Source organism: Pseudomonas sp. LBUM1673, assembly GCF_059695645.1.
The window spans coordinates 5,618,660-5,644,728 of record NZ_CP166780.1; the positions used below are offsets into that span (position 1 = coordinate 5,618,660).

Annotated in this window: 25 protein-coding genes; 10 read left to right on the forward strand and 15 right to left on the reverse strand. The window is 58.8% G+C overall.

Annotated features, from left to right (window positions below):
* Nucleotides 1–186 precede the first annotated feature (186 nt).
* From msrQ to ACA044_RS25755, 6 genes are all read right to left on the reverse strand, one after another.
* Entirely contained in the window at nucleotides 187–807 is a 621-nt protein-coding gene (gene msrQ, locus ACA044_RS25730; RefSeq protein ID WP_497443844.1) for a protein-methionine-sulfoxide reductase heme-binding subunit MsrQ, read from the reverse strand.
* A complete protein-coding gene (gene msrP / locus ACA044_RS25735) occupies nucleotides 807–1,820 on the reverse strand; it encodes a protein-methionine-sulfoxide reductase catalytic subunit MsrP (RefSeq protein WP_497443845.1) in 1,014 nt (337 codons plus the stop codon). The genes msrQ and msrP overlap by 1 nt, the downstream gene beginning before the upstream one ends.
* Nucleotides 1,821–1,883: 63 nt before the next feature.
* Nucleotides 1,884–2,741: a CDP-diacylglycerol--serine O-phosphatidyltransferase gene (gene pssA / locus ACA044_RS25740; RefSeq protein WP_497443846.1), complete on the reverse strand. Its 858-nt coding sequence runs from the start codon at nucleotides 2,739–2,741 to the stop codon at nucleotides 1,884–1,886.
* A 146-nt stretch (nucleotides 2,742–2,887) separates the two neighbouring features.
* Nucleotides 2,888–3,904 (reverse strand): ketol-acid reductoisomerase, encoded by a 1,017-nt coding sequence (ilvC, locus tag ACA044_RS25745; RefSeq protein ID WP_497443847.1) that lies wholly within the window; start codon nucleotides 3,902–3,904, stop codon nucleotides 2,888–2,890.
* A 48-nt stretch (nucleotides 3,905–3,952) separates the two neighbouring features.
* A complete protein-coding gene (gene ilvN / locus ACA044_RS25750) occupies nucleotides 3,953–4,444 on the reverse strand; it encodes an acetolactate synthase small subunit (protein ID WP_057008762.1) in 492 nt (163 codons plus the stop codon).
* Nucleotides 4,445–4,446: 2 nt separating this feature from the next.
* Nucleotides 4,447–6,171, reverse strand: a complete 1,725-nt coding sequence (locus tag ACA044_RS25755) for an acetolactate synthase 3 large subunit (protein WP_497443848.1) — start codon at nucleotides 6,169–6,171, stop codon at nucleotides 4,447–4,449.
* 401 nt (nucleotides 6,172–6,572) lie between these two features.
* On the opposite strand from ACA044_RS25755, the gene ACA044_RS25760 reads away from it, so the two are divergent.
* Nucleotides 6,573–6,995: a DUF4124 domain-containing protein gene (locus ACA044_RS25760; protein ID WP_497443849.1), complete on the forward strand. Its 423-nt coding sequence runs from the start codon at nucleotides 6,573–6,575 to the stop codon at nucleotides 6,993–6,995.
* A 17-nt stretch (nucleotides 6,996–7,012) separates the two neighbouring features.
* Here ACA044_RS25760 and ACA044_RS25765 read toward each other — a convergent pair whose 3' ends face one another.
* From ACA044_RS25765 to mrcB, 3 genes are read right to left on the reverse strand one after another with little or no spacing between them, the layout of a single operon-like run.
* Entirely contained in the window at nucleotides 7,013–7,348 is a 336-nt protein-coding gene (locus ACA044_RS25765; protein ID WP_497443850.1) for a YqcC family protein, read from the reverse strand.
* Nucleotides 7,348–8,082 (reverse strand): tetratricopeptide repeat protein, encoded by a 735-nt coding sequence (locus ACA044_RS25770; RefSeq protein WP_497443851.1) that lies wholly within the window; start codon nucleotides 8,080–8,082, stop codon nucleotides 7,348–7,350. Before ACA044_RS25770 ends, ACA044_RS25765 begins: the two co-directional genes overlap by 1 nt.
* 16 nt (nucleotides 8,083–8,098) lie before the next feature.
* Nucleotides 8,099–10,423, reverse strand: coding sequence for a penicillin-binding protein 1B (mrcB, locus tag ACA044_RS25775; protein WP_497443852.1), 2,325 nt, complete (start codon nucleotides 10,421–10,423; stop codon nucleotides 8,099–8,101).
* Between the two features lie 118 nt (nucleotides 10,424–10,541).
* Here mrcB and ACA044_RS25780 point away from each other — a divergent pair, with 118 nt between their 5' ends.
* From ACA044_RS25780 to ACA044_RS25790, 3 genes are all read left to right on the forward strand, one after another.
* On the forward strand, nucleotides 10,542–12,098 hold the full coding sequence (locus tag ACA044_RS25780) for a bifunctional aminoglycoside phosphotransferase/ATP-binding protein (RefSeq protein ID WP_497443853.1): 1,557 nt from the start codon (nucleotides 10,542–10,544) through the stop codon (nucleotides 12,096–12,098).
* A 91-nt stretch (nucleotides 12,099–12,189) separates the two neighbouring features.
* Nucleotides 12,190–12,534 (forward strand): pentapeptide repeat-containing protein, encoded by a 345-nt coding sequence (locus tag ACA044_RS25785; RefSeq protein WP_497443854.1) that lies wholly within the window; start codon nucleotides 12,190–12,192, stop codon nucleotides 12,532–12,534.
* A gap of 241 nt (nucleotides 12,535–12,775) precedes the next feature.
* Nucleotides 12,776–13,048 (forward strand): TfoX/Sxy family protein, encoded by a 273-nt coding sequence (locus ACA044_RS25790; RefSeq protein WP_497443855.1) that lies wholly within the window; start codon nucleotides 12,776–12,778, stop codon nucleotides 13,046–13,048.
* A gap of 266 nt (nucleotides 13,049–13,314) precedes the next feature.
* Here ACA044_RS25790 and ACA044_RS25795 read toward each other — a convergent pair whose 3' ends face one another.
* From ACA044_RS25795 to ACA044_RS25810, 4 genes are read right to left on the reverse strand one after another with little or no spacing between them, the layout of a single operon-like run.
* Nucleotides 13,315–14,178, reverse strand: coding sequence for a ChaN family lipoprotein (locus ACA044_RS25795; protein ID WP_497443856.1), 864 nt, complete (start codon nucleotides 14,176–14,178; stop codon nucleotides 13,315–13,317).
* Between the two features lie 21 nt (nucleotides 14,179–14,199).
* On the reverse strand, nucleotides 14,200–14,967 hold the full coding sequence (locus ACA044_RS25800) for a heme ABC transporter ATP-binding protein (protein ID WP_497443857.1): 768 nt from the start codon (nucleotides 14,965–14,967) through the stop codon (nucleotides 14,200–14,202).
* Nucleotides 14,967–15,950: a FecCD family ABC transporter permease gene (locus tag ACA044_RS25805; protein WP_497447310.1), complete on the reverse strand. Its 984-nt coding sequence runs from the start codon at nucleotides 15,948–15,950 to the stop codon at nucleotides 14,967–14,969. The genes ACA044_RS25800 and ACA044_RS25805 overlap by 1 nt, the downstream gene beginning before the upstream one ends.
* A 50-nt stretch (nucleotides 15,951–16,000) precedes the next feature.
* Nucleotides 16,001–16,873, reverse strand: coding sequence for a heme/hemin ABC transporter substrate-binding protein (locus ACA044_RS25810; protein WP_497443858.1), 873 nt, complete (start codon nucleotides 16,871–16,873; stop codon nucleotides 16,001–16,003).
* Nucleotides 16,874–17,037: 164 nt separating this feature from the next.
* On the opposite strand from ACA044_RS25810, the gene ACA044_RS25815 reads away from it, so the two are divergent.
* Nucleotides 17,038–17,355 (forward strand): Rieske (2Fe-2S) protein, encoded by a 318-nt coding sequence (locus ACA044_RS25815; RefSeq protein ID WP_497443859.1) that lies wholly within the window; start codon nucleotides 17,038–17,040, stop codon nucleotides 17,353–17,355.
* On the opposite strand, the gene sfsA is transcribed toward ACA044_RS25815, so the two are convergent.
* A complete protein-coding gene (gene sfsA / locus ACA044_RS25820) occupies nucleotides 17,352–18,065 on the reverse strand; it encodes a DNA/RNA nuclease SfsA (protein WP_497443860.1) in 714 nt (237 codons plus the stop codon). The genes ACA044_RS25815 and sfsA overlap by 4 nt on opposite strands.
* Nucleotides 18,065–19,237, reverse strand: coding sequence for a pyridoxal phosphate-dependent aminotransferase (locus ACA044_RS25825; protein WP_497443861.1), 1,173 nt, complete (start codon nucleotides 19,235–19,237; stop codon nucleotides 18,065–18,067). Before ACA044_RS25825 ends, sfsA begins: the two co-directional genes overlap by 1 nt.
* A 332-nt stretch (nucleotides 19,238–19,569) precedes the next feature.
* Between ACA044_RS25825 and dksA the strand changes: the two genes are divergently transcribed.
* From dksA to ACA044_RS25850, 5 genes are all read left to right on the forward strand, one after another.
* Nucleotides 19,570–20,013 carry an RNA polymerase-binding protein DksA gene (gene dksA, locus ACA044_RS25830; RefSeq protein ID WP_497443862.1) on the forward strand — a complete coding sequence of 148 codons (444 nt, stop codon included), beginning with the start codon at nucleotides 19,570–19,572 and terminating at the stop codon, nucleotides 20,011–20,013.
* Between the two features lie 207 nt (nucleotides 20,014–20,220).
* On the forward strand, nucleotides 20,221–21,117 hold the full coding sequence (gene gluQRS / locus ACA044_RS25835; protein ID WP_497447311.1) for a tRNA glutamyl-Q(34) synthetase GluQRS: 897 nt from the start codon (nucleotides 20,221–20,223) through the stop codon (nucleotides 21,115–21,117).
* Nucleotides 21,118–21,194: 77 nt separating this feature from the next.
* Nucleotides 21,195–21,371 (forward strand): hypothetical protein, encoded by a 177-nt coding sequence (locus ACA044_RS25840; RefSeq protein ID WP_003176118.1) that lies wholly within the window; start codon nucleotides 21,195–21,197, stop codon nucleotides 21,369–21,371.
* A complete protein-coding gene (locus ACA044_RS25845) occupies nucleotides 21,355–24,309 on the forward strand; it encodes a sensor histidine kinase (RefSeq protein WP_497443863.1) in 2,955 nt (984 codons plus the stop codon). The genes ACA044_RS25840 and ACA044_RS25845 overlap by 17 nt, the downstream gene beginning before the upstream one ends.
* A 22-nt stretch (nucleotides 24,310–24,331) precedes the next feature.
* Complete coding sequence (locus ACA044_RS25850) at nucleotides 24,332–25,768, forward strand: sigma-54-dependent transcriptional regulator (RefSeq protein ID WP_497443864.1); 1,437 nt, start codon at nucleotides 24,332–24,334, stop codon at nucleotides 25,766–25,768.
* Nucleotides 25,769–26,069 lie beyond the last annotated feature (301 nt).

A 26,069-nucleotide genomic window follows, 5' to 3' on the forward strand; every position in this document is an offset into this window, starting at 1 on the left:
CGAGAAGATCGAACCGTTAAAAGAGCCAAACAACACCGCCCTTTCAACTCCTTCCGGCTTCGATGAACTGAAGCGTAACCGCTGCCGAAAACCGCGTAACTCTTTGTTTACCAAGGAGTTTTCCGTTTCGACTGCGCCGGAAGTGGGGCGAATTATAGACTTCCAGAATCTGCCGTCAACCCCTAATTACGCTTTTCTTGCAGAAGGTGCCTTTTTAGCTATCAAACGGGGAATTCGGCGAATTACAGGCGGCAACCTCAACACGAGAAGCAACGCACCTATCGAGGCATAGACAGCCCACTCTTTCAGATCGGCGCGCACGATCCACAACATGTGCAGCAACCCAAGCCCGAGAATCAGATAGACCAGTCGGTGCAGTTTTTTCCAGCGAGCGCCCAAACGCCGCTGACTATAACGATTGGAAGTGACTGCCAATGCCAACAGACACAGAAATCCCAGCATTCCGACAATAATGTACGGCCGCTTGCGCAACTCGATGCCCAGCTGTGACCAATCAAAGCCAAGAATGAACGCCGTATAACCGCTCAAATGCAGCACCACATAAGCGAAACACCACAACCCCAACTGCCGTCGGACAGCTATCCACCCCGACCAACCAGTGAGTTTCTGCAAAGGCGTCATGCTTAACGTAATGAGCAGCAGAACAAGTGCCCCCAGCCCCAGACGGTCAACCAGCACTTTACCTGGATCAGGGCCCAGTACATCCGCCCAAGCCTGATACAACCAAAGCAACGGCCAGATCACTGCAGCGATGAAGACACCAATACGCCAGAACAGATATCGCATCAGTAATTTTTCCGCAGATCGAGCCCTGCATATAAAGAAGCGACTTCATCCGAGTAGCCGTTGAACATTTGCGTGTCCCGCACATTGGGCTTGAACAGACCACTCGGCAAACGCCGCTCCCGTGCCTGAGTCCATCGCGGGTGATCAACTGTCGGATTCACGTTCGCATAAAATCCATACTCATCCGAGGCGATACTCTGCCATGTAGTTTTCGGCTGCTCGCTGACCAGGCTGATCCGCACGATGGATTTGATGCTCTTGAAGCCGTACTTCCAAGGCACCACCAGACGCAGCGGCGCACCGTTCTGATTCGGCAATTCACGTCCATACATACCCACAGCAAGAATCGCCAATGGATTCATCGCCTCATCCAGACGCAACCCTTCTACATAAGGCCAGTCAATCAAGGCAAATCCGGAACGCTGCCCGGGCATACTGCCGGGATCCTGCAAAGTTTCGAAGCGAATGAACTTGGCTTTAGAGGTCGGCTCGACCTCCCTGAGCAAGGCCGAAATGGGAAATCCGATCCATGGAATGACCATCGACCAGGCCTCCACGCAGCGAAGACGGTAAATCCGTTCTTCCAACTGATAAGGCTTCATAAAGTCGTCCAGCGCATACCGCCCCGGCTTACCTACCTCCCCATCTATCACCACACTCCACGGCTCGGTCTTCAGCGCCCCTGCATTGGCGGCCGGGTCACCTTTATCGGTACCGAACTCATAGAAGTTGTTGTAGTGGGTCGCATCCTTGAAAGGTGTGATCGCCTCATCCTTTACGTTGACCGCTCCCCATTTAGTAGAAGGAAGCTTTTCAGCAAACCAGGACGGCGCCTTGCCAGGTTCGACATCGGCATAACGCGCAACATCGTCGGCACTCGCCCAACGCGGCAGACTGCTCACAACCAAACCGGCAACGGCGGTACTTAGTACATTGCGACGAGAAAGGTAGAGGGATTCAGGCGTGACGTCCGACTCATGACAGTCAGACGCTTTGGGGACTTTGATCAGCATGGCAACTCCGCAGCATTGGAGGACAGATGCACCCATAGACTGCGGAGTATGAGGGAAATTACATCACTCGGCTTTTTTGTGCCGACGAAGGCGTAACAGGTACTGCACCGGCCCGGAAGCCGCATAGGCAAGGAAAACCAGCAGCAGGATGCGCGGTGGATCACTGAACACAACGGCAAATACCAGTACCACCGCCAGGATCGCGACAAAGGGAACGCGCCCCTTCAAGTCCAGCTCCTTGAAGCTGTTGTACTTGATGTTACTGACCATCAGCATGCCAGTGGCGGCGACCATCAGAGCAACCAGGAAAGACATCTTGGAACCCTGAATGCCGTAATCGCTGAACGCCCAGACAATCCCGGCGACCACACCTGCGGCAGCCGGGCTGGCCAGACCGATGAAGTAGCGTTTGTCCGCAATGCCGACCTGAGTATTGAAGCGCGCCAGACGCAACGCCGCCCCCGCCACATAGATGAAGGCAACCATCCAGCCGACTTTGCCCATATCGCCCAAGGCCCAGCCGAACGCCAGCAATGCCGGCGCCACACCAAAGGCAACCATGTCCGACAGCGAGTCGTACTCGGCACCGAAGGCGCTTTGGGTATTGGTCATACGGGCAACGCGGCCGTCGAGACCATCGAGCACCATGGCGACGAAAATCGCGATCGCTGCAAATGCAAAATACTTGCTCGCACCGATTGCATCACCGGCACTCAAGGCACTCTGAGCGCTCATCGAGTTGATGATGGAATAAAACCCTGCGAAGAGGTTCGCAGTGGTGAACAGATTCGGCAGAAGATAGATACCACGATGCCGGACTTTACGGCCTTCAGCGTCATGCCCTTCTTCAATGTGTTCATCAATGGGCAGAAGGCTTTCGGCGTCAGAAGCCTGCTTTGGCTCTTCGGGACGTTCGCTCATGGGCATTTACCTTGCAACGGGGTGGAAAGTTTCGACAGGTGTCTGGGACGACGGTTCGGCCGCAAACGATGCAGCTTTATACCAGAACCGGCGGATCCAAACGAAAAAACGCGGCCTAGGCCGCGTTTTCCGTACAAGCTCGCGACTTAGTTCTTGGCTTTGTCGACGATCTTGTTGGCACCGATCCACGGCATCATGGAGCGCAGTTGCTCACCGATGATTTCGATACCGTGAGCGGCGTTGTTACGACGCTTGGCGGTCATCGAAGGATAGCCGGTGGCGCCTTCGCTGATGAACATCTTGGCGTATTCGCCGTCCTGAATACGTTTCAGGGCGTTGCGCATGGCCTGACGGGATTCGGCGTTGATCACTTCCGGACCGGTCACGTACTCGCCGTACTCAGCGTTGTTGGAGATCGAGTAGTTCATGTTGGCGATACCGCCTTCGTACATGAGGTCAACGATCAGCTTCAGTTCGTGCAGGCACTCGAAGTAGGCCATTTCCGGCGCGTAGCCAGCTTCAACCAGGGTTTCGAAACCGGCTTTTACCAGCTCAACGGTACCGCCGCACAGAACGGCTTGTTCGCCGAACAGGTCGGTTTCGGTTTCGTCCTTGAAGGTGGTTTCGATGATGCCGGTACGACCACCGCCAACGCCGGCAGCGTAGGACAGTGCAACGTTTTTGGCGTTGCCCGACGCATCCTGGTAGATAGCGATCAGGTCAGGGATACCGCCGCCTTTGACGAATTCGGAACGCACGGTGTGACCCGGTGCTTTCGGCGCGATCATGATCACGTCGAGGTCAGCGCGCGGGACAACCTGGTTGTAGTGGATCGCGAAACCGTGGGAGAAGGCCAGGGTGGCGCCTTTCTTGATGTTCGGCTCGATTTCGTTTTTGTACAGGGCAGACTGGAACTCGTCCGGGGTCAGGATCATGACCAGGTCGGCAGCCGCTACAGCGGAAGCAACGTCGGTCACTTTCAGGCCGTGAGCTTCGGCTTTGGCAACAGTCGCCGAACCTTTACGCAGGCCAACGGTAACATCAACGCCGGAGTCTTTCAGGTTGCACGCTTGAGCGTGGCCCTGGGAACCGTAACCGATGATGGCAACTTTTTTGCCCTGGATGATCGACAGGTCGCAGTCTTTCTCGTAGAAAACTTTCATGAATTTCCCCTCTATATCCTGGCCGTTCAGGCCATTCGCTAATTTGGTTTAGACGCTCAGTACTTTGTCGCCGCGGGCAATCCCGGTGACGCCACTGCGTACGGTTTCCAGAATCGAGGCAGTGCCGATCGATTGAATGAAGCTGTCGAGCTTGTCGCTGGTACCGGTCAATTGAACGGTATACACGCTAGCGCTGACATCAACGATCTGCCCACGATAAATATCGGTGGTGCGCTTGATCTCGGCGCGCTGGGCGCCGGTGGCCTTGACCTTGACCAGCATCAGTTCGCGCTCGATGTGAGCGCTCTCCGACAGGTCGACCAGTTTGACCACTTCGATCAGCTTGTTCAGGTTTTTGGTGATCTGCTCGATAACTTCATCGTGGCCGACAGTGGTCAGCGTCAGACGCGACAGGGTCGGGTCTTCGGTAGGAGCCACGGTCAAGCTTTCGATGTTGTAGTTGCGCTGCGAGAACAGGCCGACTACACGAGACAGCGCGCCCGGTTCGTTTTCCAGAAGCAAGGAAATAATGTGCCGCATGATTAAGTACGCTCCGTCTTGCTCAGCCACATATCACGCATGGAGCCGTCTTTGATCTGCATCGGGTAGACGTGCTCGCTGGTGTCGACCGAAATGTCGATCACCACCAGGCGATCTTTCATGGCGAACGCTTCCTCCATCTTCGACTTCAAATCTTTCGAGTCGGTGATGCGCACGCCGACGTGACCATAGGCCTCTGCCAGCTTGACGAAATCAGGCAGCGATTCCATGTAGGAGTGCGAGTGACGGCTGCCGTAACTCATGTCCTGCCACTGGCGAACCATACCCAGTACGCCGTTATTCAGGATGACGATTTTTACCGGCAAACCATATTGCAGGCAGGTCGACAGTTCCTGAATATTCATCTGGATGCTGCCCTCGCCCGTTACGCAGGCGACGTCGTCATCCGGGAAGCTCAACTTGATGCCCATGGCCGCCGGGAAACCGAAGCCCATGGTGCCCAGGCCACCGGAGTTGATCCAGCGGTTCGGCTTGTTGAACTTGTAGTACTGCGCAGCGAACATCTGATGCTGACCCACGTCGGAGGTCACAAAGGCGTCGCCCTTGGTCACTTCACACAGTGTTTCGATCACGGTCTGTGGCTTGATGATGCTGCCGTCGCCCTTGTCATAAGGGAACAGGCCGCGGTCACCACGCCACTCATCGACTTGCTTCCACCAGCTGGCAACGGACTCCTTGTTCGGGGTCTCGCCGATTTCCTTGAGGATCGCGACCATTTCGGTCAGGACGCTCTCGACCGGGCCGACGATAGGCACGTCTGCCTTGATGGTCTTGGAGATCGAAGCCGGGTCGATGTCGATGTGAATGATCTTGGCATTCGGACAGAATTTGGCCGGGCCGTTGATCACGCGATCATCGAAGCGCGCACCAACTGCAAGGATCACGTCGGCATGGTGCATCGCCAGGTTGGCGGTGTAGCTGCCGTGCATGCCGAGCATGCCGATGAACTGACGGTCGGTGCCAGGGTAGGCACCCAGGCCCATCAGTGTATTGGTCACTGGCAGATTGAGCATCTTCGCCAGCTCGGTCAGCGGCGCGGAGCCACCACCGAGAATCACGCCGCCGCCTGAATAAAGCACAGGACGCTTGGCCGCCAGGAGCATTTCTGCCGCCTTGCGGATTTGCCCGGAGTGACCGCGAACAGCCGGGCTGTAGGAACGCAGCTTGGCTTTTTTCGGGAAGATGTATTCGAACTTCTCGGCCGGGTTGGTCATGTCTTTCGGGATATCGACAACGACCGGACCAGGACGACCGGATTGCGCCAGGTAGAACGCTTTCTTCATGACTTCCGGAATTTCCGACGCGTGCTTGATCATGAAGCTGTGTTTCACGATCGGCCGGGAGATACCGATCATGTCGGTTTCCTGGAATGCATCGGTGCCCACCATGGTGCTAGGCACCTGGCCGGAAATGATCACCATCGGAATGGAGTCCATGTAGGCCGTGGCAATACCGGTGATGGCGTTGGTTGCGCCCGGGCCAGAAGTGACCAGTACCACACCGGCTTTACCGGTGGCACGGGCATAACCGTCAGCCATATGGGTCGCAGCCTGCTCGTGACGAACCAGGATGTGAGTCACTTCCGGTTCTTTGAACAGGGCATCGTAGACATGAAGAAGAGCACCACCCGGGTACCCGTAGATGTATTTGACGCCTTCGTCACGCAAAAAGCGGACGAGCATCTCACCGCCAGATAAAAGCTCCACGTTGTTCACCTCTAAAACGCCAGAATACCGCCCACATACAAAGAGGACGGGTCTTAATAGGTTTACTTCTCGGCAGAGCATGAGCGACGGTGGTCGCCGACTACGTCAGCACTGACTGAGCAAGTATTGGGATCGTCCCAAGTGTTGCGGGCCTTTCCCACCCAGCGCGAGGTAACGCGTTGCGGGTGTAACAGGTCGGCGCGGATGTGCGCCTCATGATCTACCGAGTGGGTCTGCTTCTGGCAGTCCCTCTACAGCGGACTTTGGATTCTTCTGTTTCGCCCATCGCAAGTCAAGCCGTCAATGTGCTTTATTCGAACTAAGCGCATGAGAACGCAAGAAAAAACCTTTAAACCGCAACTGTGTTAGCTTCAATTGCGCACCCATGACAAGGAAATGGCATGCGAACGTTCTTCTTCACCGCCGGCTTGCTGATCGGCCTGAGCCCTTTGTGCATGGCGGGTCAGATCTATAAATGGGTCGATGCCCAGGGCGTTACCCATTTCGATGCGCAACCGCCCCCAGGCCAGGAGCCCACCCTCGTGGTGACGCCCGCCCCGCCCGTCGGCAAACCGAGCACGCCAATGCGCAGCAACGTCATAGGCGACCAACAAGCCATCGACAACAAAGTGAAAAAGCAGGTCGCCGAGCAGCAAGCCCAGCTAAAAGTATTCTGCGAACAGGCCCGAACGAACCTGGCTCAACTGCAGAATAATCCGCGACTACGGGAGGAGGTCGATGGTGAAATGCGCCGCCTGGACGACCAACAACGTCAGGAGCGCATCACCGAAGCACAGAAACAGATCACGAAAAACTGCCAGTAGATCCTGGCAGTTTCGATTCAGCGGGAGGCGGTGATCAACAGGTCGAACTCTTTGAGCAAGACCTGAAGCTGCCGATCCTTACCCTGGACGTTGCGACCGGCGAAGACCATTTCGGCCATCTCCTGGATGCCCGATGCATTGGGCAATGGTAGATCCTGCTCCAGGATCACCTTCATGCGCGGCAAGAAAATCCACTGCAGCCATTGCTCAAAATCCAGCGTATCCACCGAAAATGGCTCGACGCTGGAAAGCGCTTCAACGGATGGCGAGACTTCGTCCCACCATCCCTGAACGCGCAGTTCGCGCTCGATCAACAGCAACTGCTCGGCAATCTTTGGGAAGCGTGCATCCATCACAGCGAAACCTTGGCCTTCTGACGGGCCAATGCTGCACCGGCGGAGTCACCCTGCTTCTCACGGGCCTGGGCGATCAATTCCCACAGGCTGGCCTGAAGGGCCGGGCGACCGTTGGCGAACGTCAGACCACGACGGGCAAACTGCTCGGCTTGTGCCGCATCACCTTGAGCCATACGCACCTGGGCCAAGCGATACAGCACTTGGGGCTCACGCGGCGCGACGCGCTGGGCGCGCTCGAGACTGGAAGACGCACCATTGAGGTCGCCACTGGCCTGTTGCTGCTGGGCGGTGGTCAACAATGCCAGGACAGGACCGTCCAGCTGCTCATCGGCGGACAGGCCGCCAGAGCTTGCCGAAGGAATCCCGCTCGGCGTCGATGGCATGCTGTAGCTGCCCTGATTGGTCGGTGCCGACTGCACCGGCGAGGTATCGATCGGCCCCGGAGTGATCGGGCCTGGGGTAATCGGCGAAGTGCTGATCGGAGCCGAGGAAACGGCGCCACCACCTGGCACCATCACAACAACACCAGTATCACCTTGCGGGATTGCCTGAGTCTGGGCTTGTGCAGGACGTTTTACCGTCGTCTGACGATAACCGCCATTCGCCTGTATCCGTTCACTGTTCGAAACGGCGCTGCCGGAATCCACAACCGGAATCGAACCACGCTGTACGGTGGAGCAGCCGCTGAGCAAAGCCACGGCGGTCACTGCTGGAATCAACCACTTGTTCACTTGAAACCCTCTTTGCTTAATTCATCCAGCCCTTGACCCAATCCATCACCGATTCGCCGGAAGCCGGGCTTTCGCCACCGCAAGCGGCACCGGGAGGCGGTTCGCTGCCGCGAATATACGGCATCTGCACCGCGCCTGGGCAGCTGCCTTCAGAACCTTGTCCAGTGCGCGAATCGACCCAGGCCTGAACAATGTTGTCCGGCTGCGGCATGTCCAGCGGTAGCGGATCGGCCTTGCGCATGAAACTGGTCCAGACCTGCAACGCACCGGTGGCACCGGTGAACGGTGTCTTGCCGTTATCATCGCGCCCCAGCCAGACCACTGCCAGCAGATCCTGACTGAAACCGGCGAACCAGCTGTCCCGCGAATCGTTACTGGTACCGGTCTTGCCGGCCAGGGTCAGGGTTTTCGGCAACACGTTATAAACCGAACTGCCGGTGCCTTCACGCATGACACGCTGCATAGCGCTCTGGATCAGGTAAATGGACGCCGGATCGAATTGCTGCTGAATCTGGAACGGATAACGCTTGAGCGGTTCGCCTTCGGCAGTCAGCACGCTGCGAATCCCGCGCATCGGCGTATTGAACCCGCCGTTGGCCAGCGTCTGGTACATGGTCGCCACTTCGATCGGAGTCAAACCGCCGGCACCCAACAACATCGACGGGAACGCCGGGAACTCGCGACTTACCCCCAGACGCGCCAAGGTTTTCAAAACATTCGGTACACCCACCGCCAACCCGAGACGCGCGGTCGACAGGTTGTAGGAGTGCGCCAACCCTTGATAAAGGAACACCGTACCGTGGGAACGGCGATCATAGTTCTGCGGTTTCCAGACCTGACCGTCCGCGCCTTTGACCGAGAAGGATTCGTCCGACAACCAACTGGTCAGCGTGTACTGGCTCGGCTTCTCAAGGGCTGTCAGATAAACCGCCGGTTTGATCAACGAGCCGATCGGTCGTACCGCGTCCAGCGCCCGGTTGAAGCCGGCAAAACTCGCCTGGCGGCTGCCGATCATGGCCTGGACTTCGCCGGTTTCCGGGTTGGTCACGACCATGGCCGCCTCAACCTCATCGGAGCCTTTGCGCCCGGCCAGACGCTTGAACGTGTCGTTAACCGACGCTTCGGCCTTCATCTGCAGGATCGGGTCGAAACTGGTGAAGATGCGTAGCCCCTCCTCAGTCAAGTCCTCGTCGCGGTAGTCTTCGCGCAACTGACGCTTGACCAGATCGAGAAAGCCCGGGAACGAGCTGTCGGCCAACTTGCCGCGAGTGGTCACACCCAGTGGCATTTTCTTCGCCGCCTCAACCTGCTCGGCGGTGGCAACGCCTTGTTGCTCCAGAACATCGAGCACCAGATTGCGCCGCTCCAGCGCCCGCTCAGGGTTGCGACGCGGGTTGTAATAGGACGGCCCCTTGACCATGCCCACCAACAAAGCGACTTGATGCAGTTTCAGCTCGGACAATGGCTGCCCGAAGAAGAACTGGCTGGCCAGGCCGAAACCGTGCACCGCGCGCTGACCATCCTGGCCGACAAACACTTCATTGAGGTAAGCCTCAAGAATTTCGCGCTTGTCGTAATGCAGCTCAAGCAACATCGCCATCATGGCTTCGGTGAGCTTACGGGTTAGGCTGCGTTCACTGGTGAGGTAGAAGTTTTTGACCAACTGTTGTGTCAGCGTACTGCCGCCCTGGGTCATCTTGCCGCCCGAGGTGTTGACGTAGATAGCCCGGACAATCGACTTCGGCGACACGCCCCAGTGGTTGTAGAAATCCCGGTCTTCTACGGCAACCAGAGTTTCGAGCAGATACGGCGGAACCTGATCGATCTTGATCAGGATGCGGTCTTCAAGGTTTTTCGGGTAAATCCCGCCGATCAGCAGCGGCTCCAGTCGCACCACAGAAAGCTTCGAACCGTTGGTCGCAGAGAGCTCGGCCACGTAATCGCCGGAGAACCGCACGCGCACGGGCTGAGCCGTCTCCATACCTTCATAGAACTGGAAACCTCGGGTATTCAAGTCGACGGTATTGCCATTGACCGCCGCCGCGCCGGGGCCGTTGCTGACGGCTTCGCGTCGGTAGCCCAAGGCATCGAGCTCGGTGAGGAAGTCATCCTTGCTCAGCTTCTGGCCAGTGAACAGCTCGAGCGGGCGCGCATACACCTTGGCCGGGATAGTCCAGCGTTTGCCGGAAAACTTCTCCTGGACCACAGCGTCGAGGTATACCGCGAACCCGGCAAGCACCACAAGGCCGACCAGGCTGAGTTTAAGGGCCCAGCCCAGCCAGGGGCGCATGCCCCTGGAAGGTGGTTTTTTAGGGGTACGGGGGGATCGAGTACGAGTCATGGCGGCGGATTATACGCATTTTATTCATACTCAACAGGAGCCCTCCGAGGTTTGCGTCGGGCGGACTTGCGGCCATAATGACGGCCTTGAATTTTCCCCAGACTCTGAAGGATCGCCTGTGAGCCAGTCCCTGATCGCTGCCCTGCAAAACCCGGCCCTCTACCCGCATCCCGTAGACGGGTTCCAGGTCATCGAGACCCATATTTCCTGGGTGCTGCTCACCGGCCCCTTTGCTTACAAGGTGAAGAAGCCAGTGAATTTCGGCTTCCTCGACTTCACCAGCCTCCAAGCTCGCGAGCATTTCTGCGGTGAAGAGCTGCGCCTGAACCAGCGCCTGACCCATGATTTATATCTTGAAGTGTTGCCGATCACTGGCAGCGCCGAGGCACCACAACTGGGCGGCGATGGTCCAGTCGTCGAGTACGCCCTGAAAATGCGTCAGTTCCCACAAAGCCAATTGCTCAGCACCTTGCAAGCCAACGGCGAACTGACCACTACACACATCGACGAGATGGCCGCGCAGATCGCTCAATTCCACCTCAGCGCACCGAAAGTACCTGCTGAACACGAAGCCGGCACGCCAGACAGCGTCATGGCACCGGTACGGCAGAACTTCGAACAGATCCGCCCGTTCCTCAGTGACAAGGCCGATCTGCTGCAACTCGATGCCCTGCAAGCCTGGGCCGAAAGCAGCTTCGAGCGCCTCAAACCGCTGTTCGCCCAGCGTAAGGCCGACGGCTTCATTCGTGAATGCCACGGTGACATTCACTTGGGCAACGCCACCGTGATCGACGGCAAGGTGGTGATCTTCGATTGCATCGAGTTCAACGAACCGTTCCGCTTCACCGACGTTTACGCTGACACCGGCTTCCTGGCCATGGACCTGGAAGATCGTGGCCTGAAAAGCCTGGCGCGCCGTTTCATCAGTCAATACCTGGAGCTGACCGGCGACTATCAGGGCCTTGAGTTGCTGAACTTCTATAAGGCCTACCGCGCACTGGTTCGCGCCAAGGTCAGCCTGTTCAGCATGCCGGCCGAAGCCGATCCGGTGCAGCGCGCCACTACCCTGCGCCAGTACCGCAACTACGCCAACCTGGCGGAAAGCTACAGCACCATTCCTTCGCGCTTCCTGGCGATTACCCACGGTGTTTCCGCCGTCGGCAAAAGCCACGTGGCCATGCGTCTGGTGGAAGCGCTGGGCGCCATTCGCCTGCGCTCGGATGTCGAGCGCAAACGCCTGTTCGGTGAGCAAACCGTACCGAACGACCCACAGGCAGGCATCTATAGTGCCGACGCCAGTGCCGCCACCTACAGCCGTCTGCATGACATTGCCGGTGTGATTCTGCATGCCGGTTTCCCGGTGGTGGTCGATGCCACGTACCTCAAGCGCGATCAACGCGACGGCGCAGCAAAAATCGCCGAAGCCACCGGTGCGCCGTTCCTGATCCTCGATTGCGACGCACCGCAAGCGGTGATCGAGAGCTGGTTGAAGCAACGTCAGGAGGACAATAACGATCCGTCCGACGCCAACCTGGCTGTTATCGCCGCCCAACAAGCCAGCCGCGAGGCTCTGACGCCAGCAGAAATCCTCTGCAGCAAACGCGTCCAGACCAATGAAAGTGGCACCCTCGACACCGTCGTTGCGCAGATTCGCCAACGTCTGCCGGGCCTGTAAGAAACTATTTCAGCCGTGAAGCCCTCACCGGCTTCACGGCTGCCAAATAGTGGCACTATACTGGCGTCATAAAACCATCAGGTGATGTGACATGAGCCAGCCGAAACTTCTCGACACCCCGCTTTATGCCTTGCTGCACAAAGACGACATCACAGGCTTTAACAACGAACGCCCATCAGGCGGACCTATCGACATGGTCGGTGGTGACTTCCGGGGTCTCGATCTGCGTGAGTTGAACGTCGACGGCATCGACTTCACCGATGCCTATTTCCGCTCCGCCGACTTGCGCGGCATCGATTTTCGCAATGCTTCCTTGGAAGGCGCGAGCCTGGCCCATGCGCAGATTTCCGGCGCCTACTTCCCGCCAGAGTTGAGTGCCGATGAGATTCTGATGTCGATGAATTTCGGTACCCGCCTGCGTTATCGCACCCGCTAAAAGCGACTGTCTACCAGGTCCGGCGCCCCCGCTGCGCGCTGGACTCTGTACTTCTTTTGCCTGAAAACTCAATTCTTCACACGCCTTCTGCCCACACTTGCAGCCTTTTCATACCCCCTCTTGAGTCTGCCTCTTAGAAGCTTTTACGTCGAAACCGACCAAACAATCACGCTTTTCCTACTGATGGCTACACTGCTGAGAGGCTCGCCCACGCTCCGTTCGGCTGTCGCAAGGAGGCTTGATGAATGATGAACTGCAACACCTGAAAAATCTTGGCAAGACGTCGGCGCAATGGCTGCATGCCGTGGGCATCCACAGTGCCTCGGACTTGCGTCGGCTGGGAGCTGTGGATGCTTATCGGGCCGTGCGCACGCGCGGTTTTCGGGCATCCAAGGTGTTGTTGTATGCGATCGAAGGCGCGTTAATGGATGTTCACTGGAACGACATTCCCGCTGAGCGCAAGGAAGCCTTGAACAAACAGCTGGATGCTATTTCGTCTCGCCACAAGAGTTGAACAGATAATTTCACTCAAACACACAGAATCAAACCCAATGATTACGAGGCTTTCCAGTGAAGGAATGGCGTAATTCACGGAAATGAGGAAATCAGCGGTTGACTTGGTAATGAGAATCGCTATGATTATCACAACTGGTCGCGAGACTGGTCGATATTTGAAAAGCCCTTGGTTCGGACTCTCAGATATCTCCTCATCAGGCTAATCACGGTTATTTGACCCGGCTCTTGCCGGGTCTTTTTTTGCCTGTGGAAAACTCGCCAGGTTTACTGACCTGATTGCCTGCCGAACTGTTTACGCATTTGCGCGCAGTAGTCCTGCGGCGGTGTGGCGGGGGTGTACCAGACGTAATCGGCCATGGCCGGCGTAACCTCAGCCCCCTGCTCTGCCAGCATCAACACCGTTGGTGCCTCGGGCTCACTCAGATCCAGCACATGGATCGGCACCCCGACATCCTTGCGCGCGTGGTATGCGCCAGCAAACAGCAGTGACGGCGTCGGTGCGACCAGTAATCGCTCGGCCATCCGCCGGTCACGTTGCTGCTGGACGGCCAGCATCGCGGGCATTTGCGATGTGGGCAGCAAGCCGCAGTGGGAATCGCTGATTTGTGCCAGCAACGTTTCCTTGACCGCCGGGGCGTTGGAGCGTGAACCACTCAATGTCGGTGGTTTGGAATAGACAGTACGGATTTCAAGTGTGTCCAGATTGGCCGCCAGCAACGGGTACGGCTGAGTCAGGGCGAAACCAACGATCGGCCCGTACAGACTCCAGTCCCATCCCGGCTGCCAGGCCAATGCACCGGACAAGTCTGTCGGCAACGGTGAGGCATGCCGAACCTCATCGACGCGCGGTTGTTGATCCGGCGTGAGCATTTCCAGCAGCAAACTGCCTTGGGGCCGCCGTTCACCCAGTGCCTGCAATAACCACAATTGCAGTTGATGGTGATCGCGATTGTCATGCTGTTCACCGACGATTAGCCGCGAAGACTCAGCTAACCGTGCAACCAATTCCTGCGCTGTCAGGATTTGACCACTGCGCAGTTCCCGGACTTCGCCGCTGACCGGCGGCGGCACCGAAACATGCTGGCAGGCACTCAGTAACAACACAGCCAGAATCACCATTACACGCATGTGCTCACCTCGATGAAATACTCAGCGGGCGATGATCAGCGGATGCCCACGCTCCGGGTGCGGCTGCACCAGTACTTCCAGCCCGAACACGGCCTTGAGCGGTTCCGGGCGCAATACCTGTTCCGGTGTGTCCAGCGCCACGGGACGCCCACCTTCGAGCAGTAACAAGCGATCACAATAACGCGCCGCCAGGTTCAAATCATGCAGGATCACCAGCACCGCCGCGCCGCGATCGGCGAACTCGCGCACGGCTTGCAGAGTGGTGTGCTGATGCAGCGGGTCGAGCATCGATGTCGGTTCATCGAGCAACAACGTTTGCCCCGCCTCCCCCGGCCAGAGTTGCGCCAGTACCCGCGCCAGATGCACCCGCTGACGCTCGCCGCCGGACAACGCCAGATAACTGCGACCACTCAAGTGCCCCGCATCGGCTGCGTGCAACGCCGCGGCGACGATCTCGTCATCCCGGACCCGGCCACTTTGATAAGGCAGACGCCCCATGCCGACCACTTCTTCGACGCGAAAGGCAAAGTCCAGGGTCGACACCTGCGGCAACACCGCCAAACGCTGGGCTCGTTGCGCCCCGGCCCAACGACTCAGCTCGCGCTCATCGAGCCAGACACTGCCGTGGTCCGCCTGCAATTCGCCGCATAGGGCGCCGAGCAACGTACTTTTACCGGCACCGTTGGGGCCCAGCACGCCGAGGACTTCGCCCGGTTTAAGCTCAAGCGTGATGTCCGTGAGAACAATCTTTCGCCCGCGCCGGATTTGCAGATTCTGCGTTCGCAACATCAGGCACGCCCTCTGAGCAATAAATACAGAAAGAACGGCGCGCCGATGAAGGCCGTGACAATCCCGATCGGCAGCTCGGCCGGCGCCAGGGCCAGCCGCGCCACCAGATCGGCAAACAATAAGAGACTGGCCCCCGCCAATACCGAGGCTGGCAATAGCACCCGATGATCGGGGCCGGCCAGCAACCGCACCAGATGCGGCACCACCAGGCCGACAAACCCGATCATACCGGCTGCCGCGACCGCCGCGCCGACGCCCAGCGCCGTGCAGAACACCAGTTCGCGCTTGAGGCCTTCGACGTCGATCCCCAGATGACCAGCCTCCGACTCCCCCAACAACAATGCATTCAGAGCCTTGGCCCGACGCGGCAACCACAACGCCACACCGGTGCTCACCAGCAGCAACGGCCAGAGCCTCGAATAACTGGCGCCGTTAAGGCTGCCCAGGTTCCAGAACGTCAGGGTGCGCAGGGTCGCGTCATCCGCCAGATAGGTGAATAACCCTACCGCCGAACCGGCCAGGGCAGTCAATGCAATACCGGCCAGCAGCATGGTGGCGACGTTGGTCTGGCCATTGCGCCGCCCCAGTCGATAGACCAGCGCCGTCACTCCAAGCCCGCCGAGAAACGCGCACACCGATAACAGATAAGGCCCGAAGGACTCAGGCAGACCGCCGAACACCGAGCCACCGACAATCGCGATGGCTGCGCCCAAGGCCGCGCCGCTGGACACCCCCACCAATCCCGGATCAGCCAGAGGGTTGCGAAATAACCCCTGCATCGCCACGCCGGACAGCGCCAACACACCGCCCACCGCCAATCCCAGCAACGTCCGCGGCAAGCGAATCTGCCCAAGGATCAGCTCGGCCTGCTCCAGCCCATCGGGCGCAATTGGCCAGCCGATCAGCCGCAACGCCGCACGCAACGTGTCGAGCAACGGCAAGCTCACCGGCCCCAACGCCAGCGACAGCCAGATCGCCAGCAAACACAGCAGGTTCAGGCCAATGAACAACGCACGGGGTTTAACCAAAAGGGTCATTGGCCGGTCGTACCGGGATAGAACCCGTCATACAGCCTGGTCAGACTTTCGGGCAACCTTGGCCCCAACCCACCCACCAACAGTGTCGGGTCCAGCTCCATGACTCGCCCGTCCTTGACCGCGCGGGTGGACGAGAGGATCGGATTCTCCTTGAACAAGGCTGCACGCGCCGCATCACCCGTCAGCGCACGATCGGAGAACACCAGCACTTCGGGATTGAGGCTGGCCAGGGATTCGACAGAAAACGGTTTGTAGCCGGTATGCGTCGCCAGATTGTGGCCTCCGGCCTGTTGCAGCAGCCAATCGGCGGCGGTGCCTTTACCGGCAATCAACGGTTTGCCGCCCGCGTGCCCCAACAGCAGCAATACTCCCGGCGCTTTGTGTTTTAGTTGCGCCTGACTGACCCGAGCTTGTTGCTGATCGAGTTGCTGTTGATAAACCTGGAACACTTGCGAAGCCCGATCTTCAGCTCCCAGCAATTTGCCCAGATGCTGCAAATTACCCTCTAATGTCGGCAAATCGGGCTGGGCCGAGAACAATTCGACCTGAACGCCCGCGCTGCGAATCTGCGAAAGCACCGGTGGCGGCCCCATTTCTTCGGTGCCCACCAGTATTTGCGGGCTCAGGCTCAGAATGCCTTCTGCCGAGAGTTGCCGTTGATAGCCGATGCTCGGCAGTGCCTTCAGGGATTCGGGATGCTGACTGGTGGTATCGACACCCACCAGCTTCGACTCACCACCCAGTGCGCTAACCCATTCCGACAAGGCACCACCGGCGCTGACCCAACGTTGCGGCAATTCGGCCGCCGTGGCCTGGTGACTGACGAAGAGTGCGACACAGAGCGCAGCAACGCGGGTACTCAGGCGCATAAACAGCTTCCTTTTAAGGTTTTTCCCAGGCATCGAGAGGACAGGCCAAGTATCCTCGGCATCCGGCGATCGCCCTGTGGGTGAGCGGCCATTTGATAATTGTTTGCATTTGGACGTCAAGCTCGGACATATCTGGTCACGAGCTGCACGACTTGAGGATAGGCATGAAGCTTCTTTGCACAGGCGCCGAATTGGCTGACGCCAGCAGTCGCGGTTTCGACGTCGACGGCCAGAAGCTCCTGGTCGTGCGCCGGGGCGGGCGGGTGTATGCGTATGAAAATCGCTGCCCGCACCGTGGCGTCGGACTGGAATGGAAGCCCGACCAGTTTCTCGACCCCAGCAACAGCCTGATCCAGTGCGCTACCCACGGCGCACTGTTTCTGATCGAAGACGGCGAATGCGTCGCCGGCCCCTGCGCCGGGCAATCCCTGACCGCCATCCTCTGCCGCGAAGACGATCAAGGGATCTGGGTCACGTTTTAACCGTTCAACAACACTTCCAGCCGCCGATCGACCACCATCTCTTCGTGGGTCAAGCGCACGCCATACGCCAGCACTTCGACCCCGCACGCTACCGCCTCACGTAACGCAGCCGCATAGGCCGAATCAATTTCTTCGGCAGGACGCACAGAGTCGACACCGGTCAGGTTCACGCAATACAACTGCACGGCACGAATCCCGTCCCGGGCCAAGTGTGCCAACTCCCGCAAATGCTTGGCCCCACGCTGGGTCACTGCATCAGGAAACGCCGCCACCGACGAGCCATCGAAACCCAGGGTGACGCTTTTGACTTCTACATAGGCTGGCCCGCTCGGGTAATCGAGACGGAAATCGATGCGACTACTTTCCTGACCGTAGGACACTTCGCGCTTCAGTTCGGTAAAGCCGCTCAGCTCGGTGATGACATTTGCGCGCAACGCCTCCTCGATCAAACCGTTGGCGCGCCCGGTGTTTACGCAGAACAGCCGTCCCTGTGGGGTTTCGCCGACTTCCCAGGTGCCCGGCAACTTGCGTTTGGGGTCGTTGGAACGGCTAAACCAGACCTGCCCGCCTTCGACCTGGCAATTAAGCATCGAGCCGGTGTTCGGACAATGGATGGTCAGCAACTCGCCACCTACGGTTTCGATATCGGCAAGAAAACGTTTGTAGCGACGAATCAAGCGACCTTCTTCAAGGGGAGGATGAAAGCGCATCAGCCTTGCCAACTCCGCAATCCACGGGCGATCCGCTCAACTGCTTCCTGCAAGCGTGGAAGGCTTTGGGTGTAGGCAAATCGCACATGATGCCCGGCCTGATAACGTCCGAAGTCCAGGCCCGGCGTAATCGCAACGTGCTCGGTTTCGAGGAAATGGCGACAGAACGCGAAGGCATCGCCGCCGAACTTGCTGATATCGGCGTACAAATAAAACGCCCCTTCCGGCTCCACGGCGATACCGAAGCCCAAGTCCCGCAGGGCCGGCAGCAGGAAATCACGACGTCGGCCGAACTCGGCGCGACGCTCCTCGAAAATGCGGATAGTGGCGGGTTCGAAGCAGGCCAACGCGGCGTGCTGGGCCATGCTCGGTGCGCTGATGTAGAGATTCTGGGCGAGTTTTTCCAGCTCACCGACCGCCGCTTCAGGCGCTACCAGCCAACCAAGGCGCCAGCCAGTCATGCCGAAATACTTGGAGAAACTATTGAGAACGAAGGCGCTGTCATCGACTTCCAGCACGCTGGCCGCATCCGTGCCATAAGTCAGGCCATGGTAGATCTCGTCGACCACCAAATGTCCATGGCGGGCCTTGATCGCTGCAGACAACCCGGCCAATTCGTCGCGGGTCAGGATGGTTCCGGTCGGGTTGGCCGGCGACGCCACCAGGGCACCGACGCTGTCGTGATCCCAGTGACGCGCGACCAGGTCCGGCGTTAATTGATAACGCACGTCCGGGCCGACCGGCACCAGTTGCGCCGCGCCCTCCACCAGCCGCAGGAAGTGCCGGTTGCACGGGTAACCCGGGTCTGCCAGCAACCAGTGCTTGCCTGGGTCTACCAGCAAGGCACTGGCCAACAGCAGCGCGCCTGAGCCGCCGGGTGTGATGAGGATGCGTTGTGGATCGATGTTCAGCCCATAGCGCTGCTGATAAAAGCCCGAAATGGCTTCACGCAGCTCAGGAATGCCGCGGGCGGCGGTGTATCGGGTTTTCCCCGCCGTCAGCGCGGCCTGACCGGCCTGGATGATCGGCTCGGCGGTGGTGAAGTCCGGCTCGCCGATTTCCAGGTGAATCACGTCGTGGCCGGCTGCTTGCAGCTCGTTGGCCCGTGCCAGCAGGGCCATGACGTGAAACGGTTCGATAGCGCGACTGCGCGCACTGTAGGACAGAGCCATTAGCCTTCCTTACAACGGGGAAAAGAATCGATTCTACCCAAGCGCAGGAACGAGCGAGAACCTAAAGCGGTCAGAGCCCATATAACTGGTCTCAAACGGTTCAAGCGTATGTCTCAGATTTGACTAAAATCAATAATTGATCAGGTCTCCAGAGCCACCAGGCAACGCTTTGCAAACTTTTGCGAGTGCCACGGGGCGCGGGCTCGACATCCGGGAGTAGCGCGGTCCGATTTGATCTGGTAAGTTCGCCCGCTTGCAGCCGCAGGGCCGGCAGGTGTCGGTGATGGAGCAATCCTGCGCAATGGATTACAAGAGTAGAGGCGGTCCATTTCATGCCCACCCAAGCAAAGCAACAGCAGAACCAGTCGATCAGCGGCTTCGAACCCTACAAAGCAGTGAAGGGCGAAGAGTACATGGGCAAGCCCATGCGCGCTCACTTCACCAAGATCCTGAACAAGTGGAAACAGGACTTGATGCAGGAAGTCGACCGTACTGTTGATCACATGAAAGACGAGGCGGCCAATTTCCCTGACCCGGCAGACCGTGCCAGTCAGGAAGAAGAATTCAGCCTCGAATTGCGCGCCCGCGACCGCGAGCGCAAGCTGATCAAGAAAATCGACAAAACCCTGCAATTGATCGAAGACGAAGAATACGGCTGGTGCGAGTCCTGCGGCGTCGAAATCGGCGTCAAGCGACTGGAAGCCCGCCCTACCGCCGACATGTGTGTTGACTGCAAGACCCTGGCGGAAATCAAGGAAAAGCAAGTCGGCAAGTAATCTTGGCGACTTGAACGAAGAACGGAGCGTGCGAACGCTCCGTTTTTTTGTTTCTGACTTTGCTGATTTGTTGCGTATTTAAGATCGCCTTCGCGAGCAAGCTTCGCTCCTACAAAAGCTAGCGCAATCTTCTGTAGGAGCGAAGCTTGCTCGCGAAGGCGGCTTCAAGCCATGCTCAAAACGATTGAACAGCCTGACGCCACCCTTATGACCACCATCGTTTCCCCCGCCTACATCGGACGCTTCGCCCCTACGCCCAGTGGCCACTTGCACTTCGGTTCGCTGGTCGCAGCGCTGGCCTCCTACCTCGACGCCCGTTCGGTCGGCGGCCGCTGGCTGGTGCGCATGGAGGATCTCGATCCGCCGCGCGAAGAACCCGGCGCTCAGGCGGCGATTCTCAAGGCGCTGGAATGCTACGGTTTCGAGTGGGATGGCGACATGGTCCGACAGAGTGATCGGCACGCTGCCTACGACGAAGTCATCAATCGCCTGTTCAATCAGGGCCTGGCCTATGCTTGCACCTGCTCGCGCAAACAGCTGGAACCGTATCACGGCATTTATCCGGGGTTTTGCCGCAACGCGGGGCACGGCACCGAGAACGCGGCGATCCGCCTGCGCGTACCGGAGCTGGAATACCACTTCATCGACCGGGTGCAGGGCGAGTTTCGTCAACACCTGGGCCGGGAGGTCGGCGACTTCGTGATTCGCCGCCGCGACGGGCTCTACGCCTATCAATTGGCGGTGGTGCTGGATGACGCCTGGCAAGGTATCACCGATATCGTGCGCGGCGCCGACCTGCTGGATTCCACGCCGCGCCAGCTCTATCTGCAAGAACTGCTTGGCCTGCCGCAACCGCGCTACCTGCACATCCCGTTGATTACCCAGCCGGACGGCCACAAACTCGGCAAATCCTACCGCTCGCCACCGCTGGCCGAAGATCAGGCCACACCGCTGTTGCTGCGCGCATTGCGGGCGCTGGGGCAAAATCCTGTTACCGAACTGAATGACGCCACGCCACGGGAAGTGCTGAACTGGGGCATTGCCCACTGGGATGCATCGCTGATCCCGCGCACATTGACGTTGCCCGAAGCGCAACTGCAGTGATGCCGCTTGCAGTGGCGCGCCCATCCGTTACCATCGCCGCACGTTTTCGGGCACGCGCATAAAAGAGAGAGGCCGGGATGTACATCTATCGCTTGGTCCTGCTCCTGGTAGTGGGGATTTATCTGTTCTCCCCGGCCATCATGGATTGGTGGATCGACGCCACTGGCGCCTGGTATCGCCCATATTTGCTCTGGCTGATTCTGATCGTCGTGACCTTCATCCTGCAGAGCCAAAAAGATGCCGATGAGCTTTAGCCTGACCCAGATGATCCTGATCAGCGCCGCGTACCTGGCGGTGCTGTTCGGTGTGGCCTGGATCAGCGAACGGGGCATGATCCCTCGGGCGATCATTCGCCACCCGTTGACGTACACCCTGTCGCTGGGTGTTTACGCCAGTGCCTGGGCGTTTTACGGCACGGTGGGCCTGGCCTATCAGTACGGCTATGGTTTTCTGTCCAGTTACCTCGGGGTTTCCGGGGCCTTTCTGCTGGCGCCGGTGCTCTTGTACCCGATCCTGAAGATCACCCGCACGTATCAACTCTCGTCCCTGGCCGACCTGTTTGCGTTCCGTTTCCGCAGCACCTGGGCCGGCGCGCTGACGACTATTTTCATGCTGATCGGCGTGCTGCCGTTACTGGCGTTGCAGATTCAGGCGGTGGCCGACTCCATCGGCATCCTCACCCGCGAGCCGGTGCAGCATCGCGTGGCCCTGAGTTTCTGCGCGCTGATTACGCTGTTCACGATTTTCTTCGGCTCGCGCCACATCGCCACCCGCGAGAAACATGAAGGCCTGGTGTTCGCGATTGCCTTCGAGTCGGTGATCAAGTTGATCGCGCTTGGCGGCGTCGGTCTGTATGCGCTATATGGCGTGTTCGACGGCCCGCAACAGCTGGAACTGTGGCTGCTGCAAAACCAGACCGCCCTCGCCGCCCTGCACACGCCATTGCAGGAAGGCCCGTGGCGCACGCTGCTGTTGGTGTTCTTCGCCTCGGCGATCGTGATGCCGCACATGTACCACATGACCTTTACCGAAAACCTCAACCCGCGCTCGCTGGTCAGTGCGAGCTGGGGCTTGCCACTGTTCCTGCTGCTGATGAGCCTGGCAGTGCCGCTGATTCTCTGGGCCGGGCTGAAACTTGGCGCCACCACGAATCCGGAATACTTCACGCTGGGCATCGGCATCGCCGCCAATAGCAAAGCCCTGGCGCTATTGGCTTATGTCGGTGGATTGTCGGCGGCCAGCGGCCTGATCATCGTCACCACCCTGGCGCTGTCCGGCATGGCGCTGAACCATCTGGTGCTGCCGCTCTATCAGCCGCCAGCCGAAGGCAATATCTACCGTTGGCTGAAGTGGACCCGTCGAGCACTGATCGTCGCGATCATCATGGCCGGTTACGGTTTCTACCTGCTGCTGGGCGCCGAGCAGGATCTGGCCAACCTCGGCATCGTCGCCTTCGTCGCCACGTTGCAGTTCCTGCCGGGTGTGTTGTCGGTGCTGTACTGGCCGACCGCCAACCGTCGCGGCTTCATCGCCGGTCTCCTGGCGGGGATTCTGGTATGGCTGGTGACCATGTTGCTACCGCTGGTCGGCAATCTGCAAGGCTTCTACATTCCGCTGCTGAACATGATTTACGTGCTGGACGACACCAGTTGGCACATGGCTGCGATTGCCTCGCTGGCCGCCAACGTGCTGATGTTCACCCTGATTTCGCTGTTCACCAACGCCAGCCCCGAAGAGGCCAGCGCCGCCGAAGCCTGCGCGGTGGACAACGTTCGCCGCCCGCAACGCCGCGAACTGCACGCCGCCTCGCCTCAGGAATTCGCCACGCAACTGGCCAAACCGCTGGGTGCCAAGGCAGCGCAGAAAGAAGTCGAACAAGCACTGCGTGACCTCTATCTGCCGTTCGATGAACGCCGGCCTTATGCCTTGCGTCGTTTGCGTGACCGTATCGAAGCCAACCTCTCCGGCCTGATGGGGCCGAGCGTGGCGCAGGACATGGTCGAAACCTTCCTGCCCTACAAGGCCGGCGGCGAAAACTACGTCACCGAAGACATCCACTTTATCGAAAGTCGCCTCGAGGATTACCACTCGCGCCTCACCGGTCTTGCCGCTGAACTCGATGCCCTGCGCCGCTACCACCGCCAGACCTTGCAGGAATTGCCGATGGGCGTGTGCTCGCTGGCCAAGGATCAGGAAATCCTCATGTGGAACAAAGCCATGGAGGAGTTGACCGGGATTGCCGCGCAACGTGTGGTCGGTTCGCGCCTGAGCACGATTGGCGATCCGTGGAAAGAGCTGCTGCAAGGCTTCATCAACCTGCCGGACGAGCACTTGCACAAGCAGCACCTGGCCCTCGATGGCCAGACCCGCTGGCTGAACCTGCACAAAGCGGCGATCGATGAACCGTTGGCACCGGGTAACAGCGGCCTGGTGCTACTGGTGGAAGACCTGACCGAAACCCAGATGCTTGAAGACAAACTGGTGCACTCCGAGCGCCTGGCCAGCATCGGCCGACTGGCGGCTGGCGTGGCCCATGAAATCGGCAACCCGATCACCGGTATTGCCTGCCTCGCCCAAAACTTGCGCGAAGAGCGTGAGGAAGACGCCGAACTCACGGAAATCAGCGGGCAGATCCTCGAACAGACCAAACGCGTGTCACGCATCGTTCAGTCGCTGATGAGCTTCGCCCACGCCGGCAGTCATCAGCACAGTGACGAGCCCGTCTGTCTGGCGGAAGTGGCCCAGGATGCCATCGGCCTGCTGGCCCTGAACCGGCGCAATTTTGAAGTACAGTTCTACAACCTGTGCGACCCCGATCACTGGGTCGAAGGCGACCCGCAGCGGCTCGCTCAGGTATTGATCAACTTGCTCTCGAACGCCCGCGACGCCTCGCCTGCGGGCAGTGCGGTGCGAGTCAAAAGCGAAGCCGGCGAACACACGGTCGATCTGATCGTCGAAGACGAAGGCAGCGGTATTCCCTCGAGCATCATGGACCGACTGTTCGAACCTTTCTTCACCACCAAGGATCCTGGCGAAGGCACCGGTCTGGGCCTTGCACTGGTCTATTCCATCGTTGAAGAGCATTATGGACAAATCACCATCGACAGCCCGGCTGATGTTCAAAGCCAACGCGGCACCCGTATCCGGGTGACCTTGCCGCGTCATGTCGAAGCGACGTCCGCTGTGAACTGAGACCGTCGAGAGTATCGAATCAATGCCGCACATTTTGATCGTCGAAGACGAAACAATTATCCGCTCCGCCTTGCGCCGACTGCTGGAACGTAACCAGTACCAGGTCAGCGAAGCCGGATCCGTGCAGGAAGCACAAGAGCGTTTCAGCATTCCCACGTTTGACCTGATCGTCAGCGACCTGCGCCTGCCTGGCGCGCCTGGTACCGAGTTGATCAAACTTGGCCAGGGCACTCCGGTGCTGATCATGACCAGTTACGCCAGCCTGCGTTCGGCCGTCGACTCAATGAAGATGGGCGCGGTGGATTACATCGCCAAGCCTTTCGATCACGACGAAATGCTTCAGGCCGTTGCGCGAATCCTGCGTGACCGGCAATCGGCGCAAGCCAGCGGTGAGCCGGTCGTCGGTAAAGCGACCAATGGTGCTGCAAAAAACAGTGTCGACAACAGCAACGGCGAAATCGGCATCATCGGCTCGTGCCCACCGATGCAGGACCTGTACAGCAAGATCCGTAAAGTCGCGCCGACCGATTCCAATGTCCTGATCCAGGGTGAATCCGGTACCGGTAAAGAACTGGTAGCACGAGCCCTGCACAACCTGTCCAAACGTGCCAAGGCGCCGATGATTTCGGTGAACTGCGCGGCCATTCCGGAAAGCCTGATCGAGTCCGAACTGTTCGGCCACGAAAAAGGCGCGTTCACTGGCGCCAGCGCCGGGCGTGCCGGGTTGGTGGAAGCGGCGGACGGCGGCACCTTGTTCCTCGATGAAATCGGTGAGCTGCCTCTGGAAGCCCAGGCCCGCCTGTTGCGCGTATTGCAGGAAGGTGAAATCCGCCGGGTTGGCTCGGTCCAGTCGCAGAAGGTCGACGTACGCCTGATCGCCGCAACCCACCGGGACCTCAAGAGCCTGGCGAAGATCGGCCAGTTCCGTGAAGACTTGTATTATCGCCTCCACGTGATTGCCTTGAAACTGCCGGCCCTGCGCGAACGCGGCGCGGACGTCAATGAAATTGCCAATGCTTTCCTGGTGCGGCAGAGCGCGCGGGTCAATCGCACCGATCTGAAATTCGCTCTGGATGCCGAACAAGCCATTCGGCATTACACCTGGCCGGGTAACGTTCGCGAACTGGAAAACGCGGTCGAACGCGCGGTGATTCTGTGCGAGAGCCCGGAGATTTCCGCCGAGCTGTTGGGTATCGACATCGAACTCAGCGATCTGGAAGACGACGACTTCATCGGACTCGCGCCCCAGCAGGGCAACAACACCGGTAACACCAGCCACGAACCGACCGAAGATTTGTCCCTGGAAGACTACTTCCAGCACTTCGTGCTCGAGCATCAGGACCACATGACCGAAACCGAACTGGCTCGCAAACTCGGGGTCAGTCGCAAATGCCTGTGGGAACGCCGTCAGCGCCTGGGCATTCCGCGGCGCAAGACCGGGGTGGCCAGCGAGAGCTGAACCGCACCTGTCGGATGCGCGAGTAACACATGACTTTGTGAAAAAACTGTTACCTCAGCTTTTTCGCGTAACAGAAGCCGGGGCTTACGGTAACGAAGCCCCGGTTTTTTTGGGCCTGAAAATACATCATTAGCCTGCCTAACCCCTTGTTTTACTGGGCTTCACAAAAGTTGGCACGCACCCTGCTATATGTTTGGTACAAGAACAATAACAAGTAATGCACAAGACAATAAAAATAAGACGAATCGACTCACGCACAATAAAAACAAGACGGCGAGAGGCGTAGCTAACTGATTCTTTT

What these genes read in the sequence shown, in the direction of transcription:
- msrQ (WP_497443844.1), bottom strand. Translation starts at nt 807, where the DNA reads ATGCGATATCTGTTCTGGCGTATTGGTGTCTTCATCGCTGCAGTGATC.
- msrP (WP_497443845.1), bottom strand. Translation starts at nt 1,820, where the DNA reads ATGCTGATCAAAGTCCCCAAAGCGTCTGACTGTCATGAGTCGGACGTC.
- pssA (WP_497443846.1), bottom strand. Translation starts at nt 2,741, where the DNA reads ATGAGCGAACGTCCCGAAGAGCCAAAGCAGGCTTCTGACGCCGAAAGC.
- ilvC (WP_497443847.1), bottom strand. Translation starts at nt 3,904, where the DNA reads ATGAAAGTTTTCTACGAGAAAGACTGCGACCTGTCGATCATCCAGGGC.
- ilvN (WP_057008762.1), bottom strand. Translation starts at nt 4,444, where the DNA reads ATGCGGCACATTATTTCCTTGCTTCTGGAAAACGAACCGGGCGCGCTG.
- ACA044_RS25760 (WP_497443849.1), top strand. Translation starts at nt 6,573, where the DNA reads ATGCGAACGTTCTTCTTCACCGCCGGCTTGCTGATCGGCCTGAGCCCT.
- ACA044_RS25765 (WP_497443850.1), bottom strand. Translation starts at nt 7,348, where the DNA reads ATGGATGCACGCTTCCCAAAGATTGCCGAGCAGTTGCTGTTGATCGAG.
- mrcB (WP_497443852.1), bottom strand. Translation starts at nt 10,423, where the DNA reads ATGACTCGTACTCGATCCCCCCGTACCCCTAAAAAACCACCTTCCAGG.
- ACA044_RS25785 (WP_497443854.1), top strand. Translation starts at nt 12,190, where the DNA reads ATGAGCCAGCCGAAACTTCTCGACACCCCGCTTTATGCCTTGCTGCAC.
- ACA044_RS25790 (WP_497443855.1), top strand. Translation starts at nt 12,776, where the DNA reads ATGAATGATGAACTGCAACACCTGAAAAATCTTGGCAAGACGTCGGCG.
- ACA044_RS25795 (WP_497443856.1), bottom strand. Translation starts at nt 14,178, where the DNA reads ATGCGTGTAATGGTGATTCTGGCTGTGTTGTTACTGAGTGCCTGCCAG.
- ACA044_RS25800 (WP_497443857.1), bottom strand. Translation starts at nt 14,967, where the DNA reads ATGTTGCGAACGCAGAATCTGCAAATCCGGCGCGGGCGAAAGATTGTT.
- ACA044_RS25810 (WP_497443858.1), bottom strand. Translation starts at nt 16,873, where the DNA reads ATGCGCCTGAGTACCCGCGTTGCTGCGCTCTGTGTCGCACTCTTCGTC.
- ACA044_RS25815 (WP_497443859.1), top strand. Translation starts at nt 17,038, where the DNA reads ATGAAGCTTCTTTGCACAGGCGCCGAATTGGCTGACGCCAGCAGTCGC.
- sfsA (WP_497443860.1), bottom strand. Translation starts at nt 18,065, where the DNA reads ATGCGCTTTCATCCTCCCCTTGAAGAAGGTCGCTTGATTCGTCGCTAC.
- ACA044_RS25825 (WP_497443861.1), bottom strand. Translation starts at nt 19,237, where the DNA reads ATGGCTCTGTCCTACAGTGCGCGCAGTCGCGCTATCGAACCGTTTCAC.
- dksA (WP_497443862.1), top strand. Translation starts at nt 19,570, where the DNA reads ATGCCCACCCAAGCAAAGCAACAGCAGAACCAGTCGATCAGCGGCTTC.
- gluQRS (WP_497447311.1), top strand. Translation starts at nt 20,221, where the DNA reads ATGACCACCATCGTTTCCCCCGCCTACATCGGACGCTTCGCCCCTACG.
- ACA044_RS25840 (WP_003176118.1), top strand. Translation starts at nt 21,195, where the DNA reads ATGTACATCTATCGCTTGGTCCTGCTCCTGGTAGTGGGGATTTATCTG.
- ACA044_RS25845 (WP_497443863.1), top strand. Translation starts at nt 21,355, where the DNA reads ATGCCGATGAGCTTTAGCCTGACCCAGATGATCCTGATCAGCGCCGCG.
- ACA044_RS25850 (WP_497443864.1), top strand. Translation starts at nt 24,332, where the DNA reads ATGCCGCACATTTTGATCGTCGAAGACGAAACAATTATCCGCTCCGCC.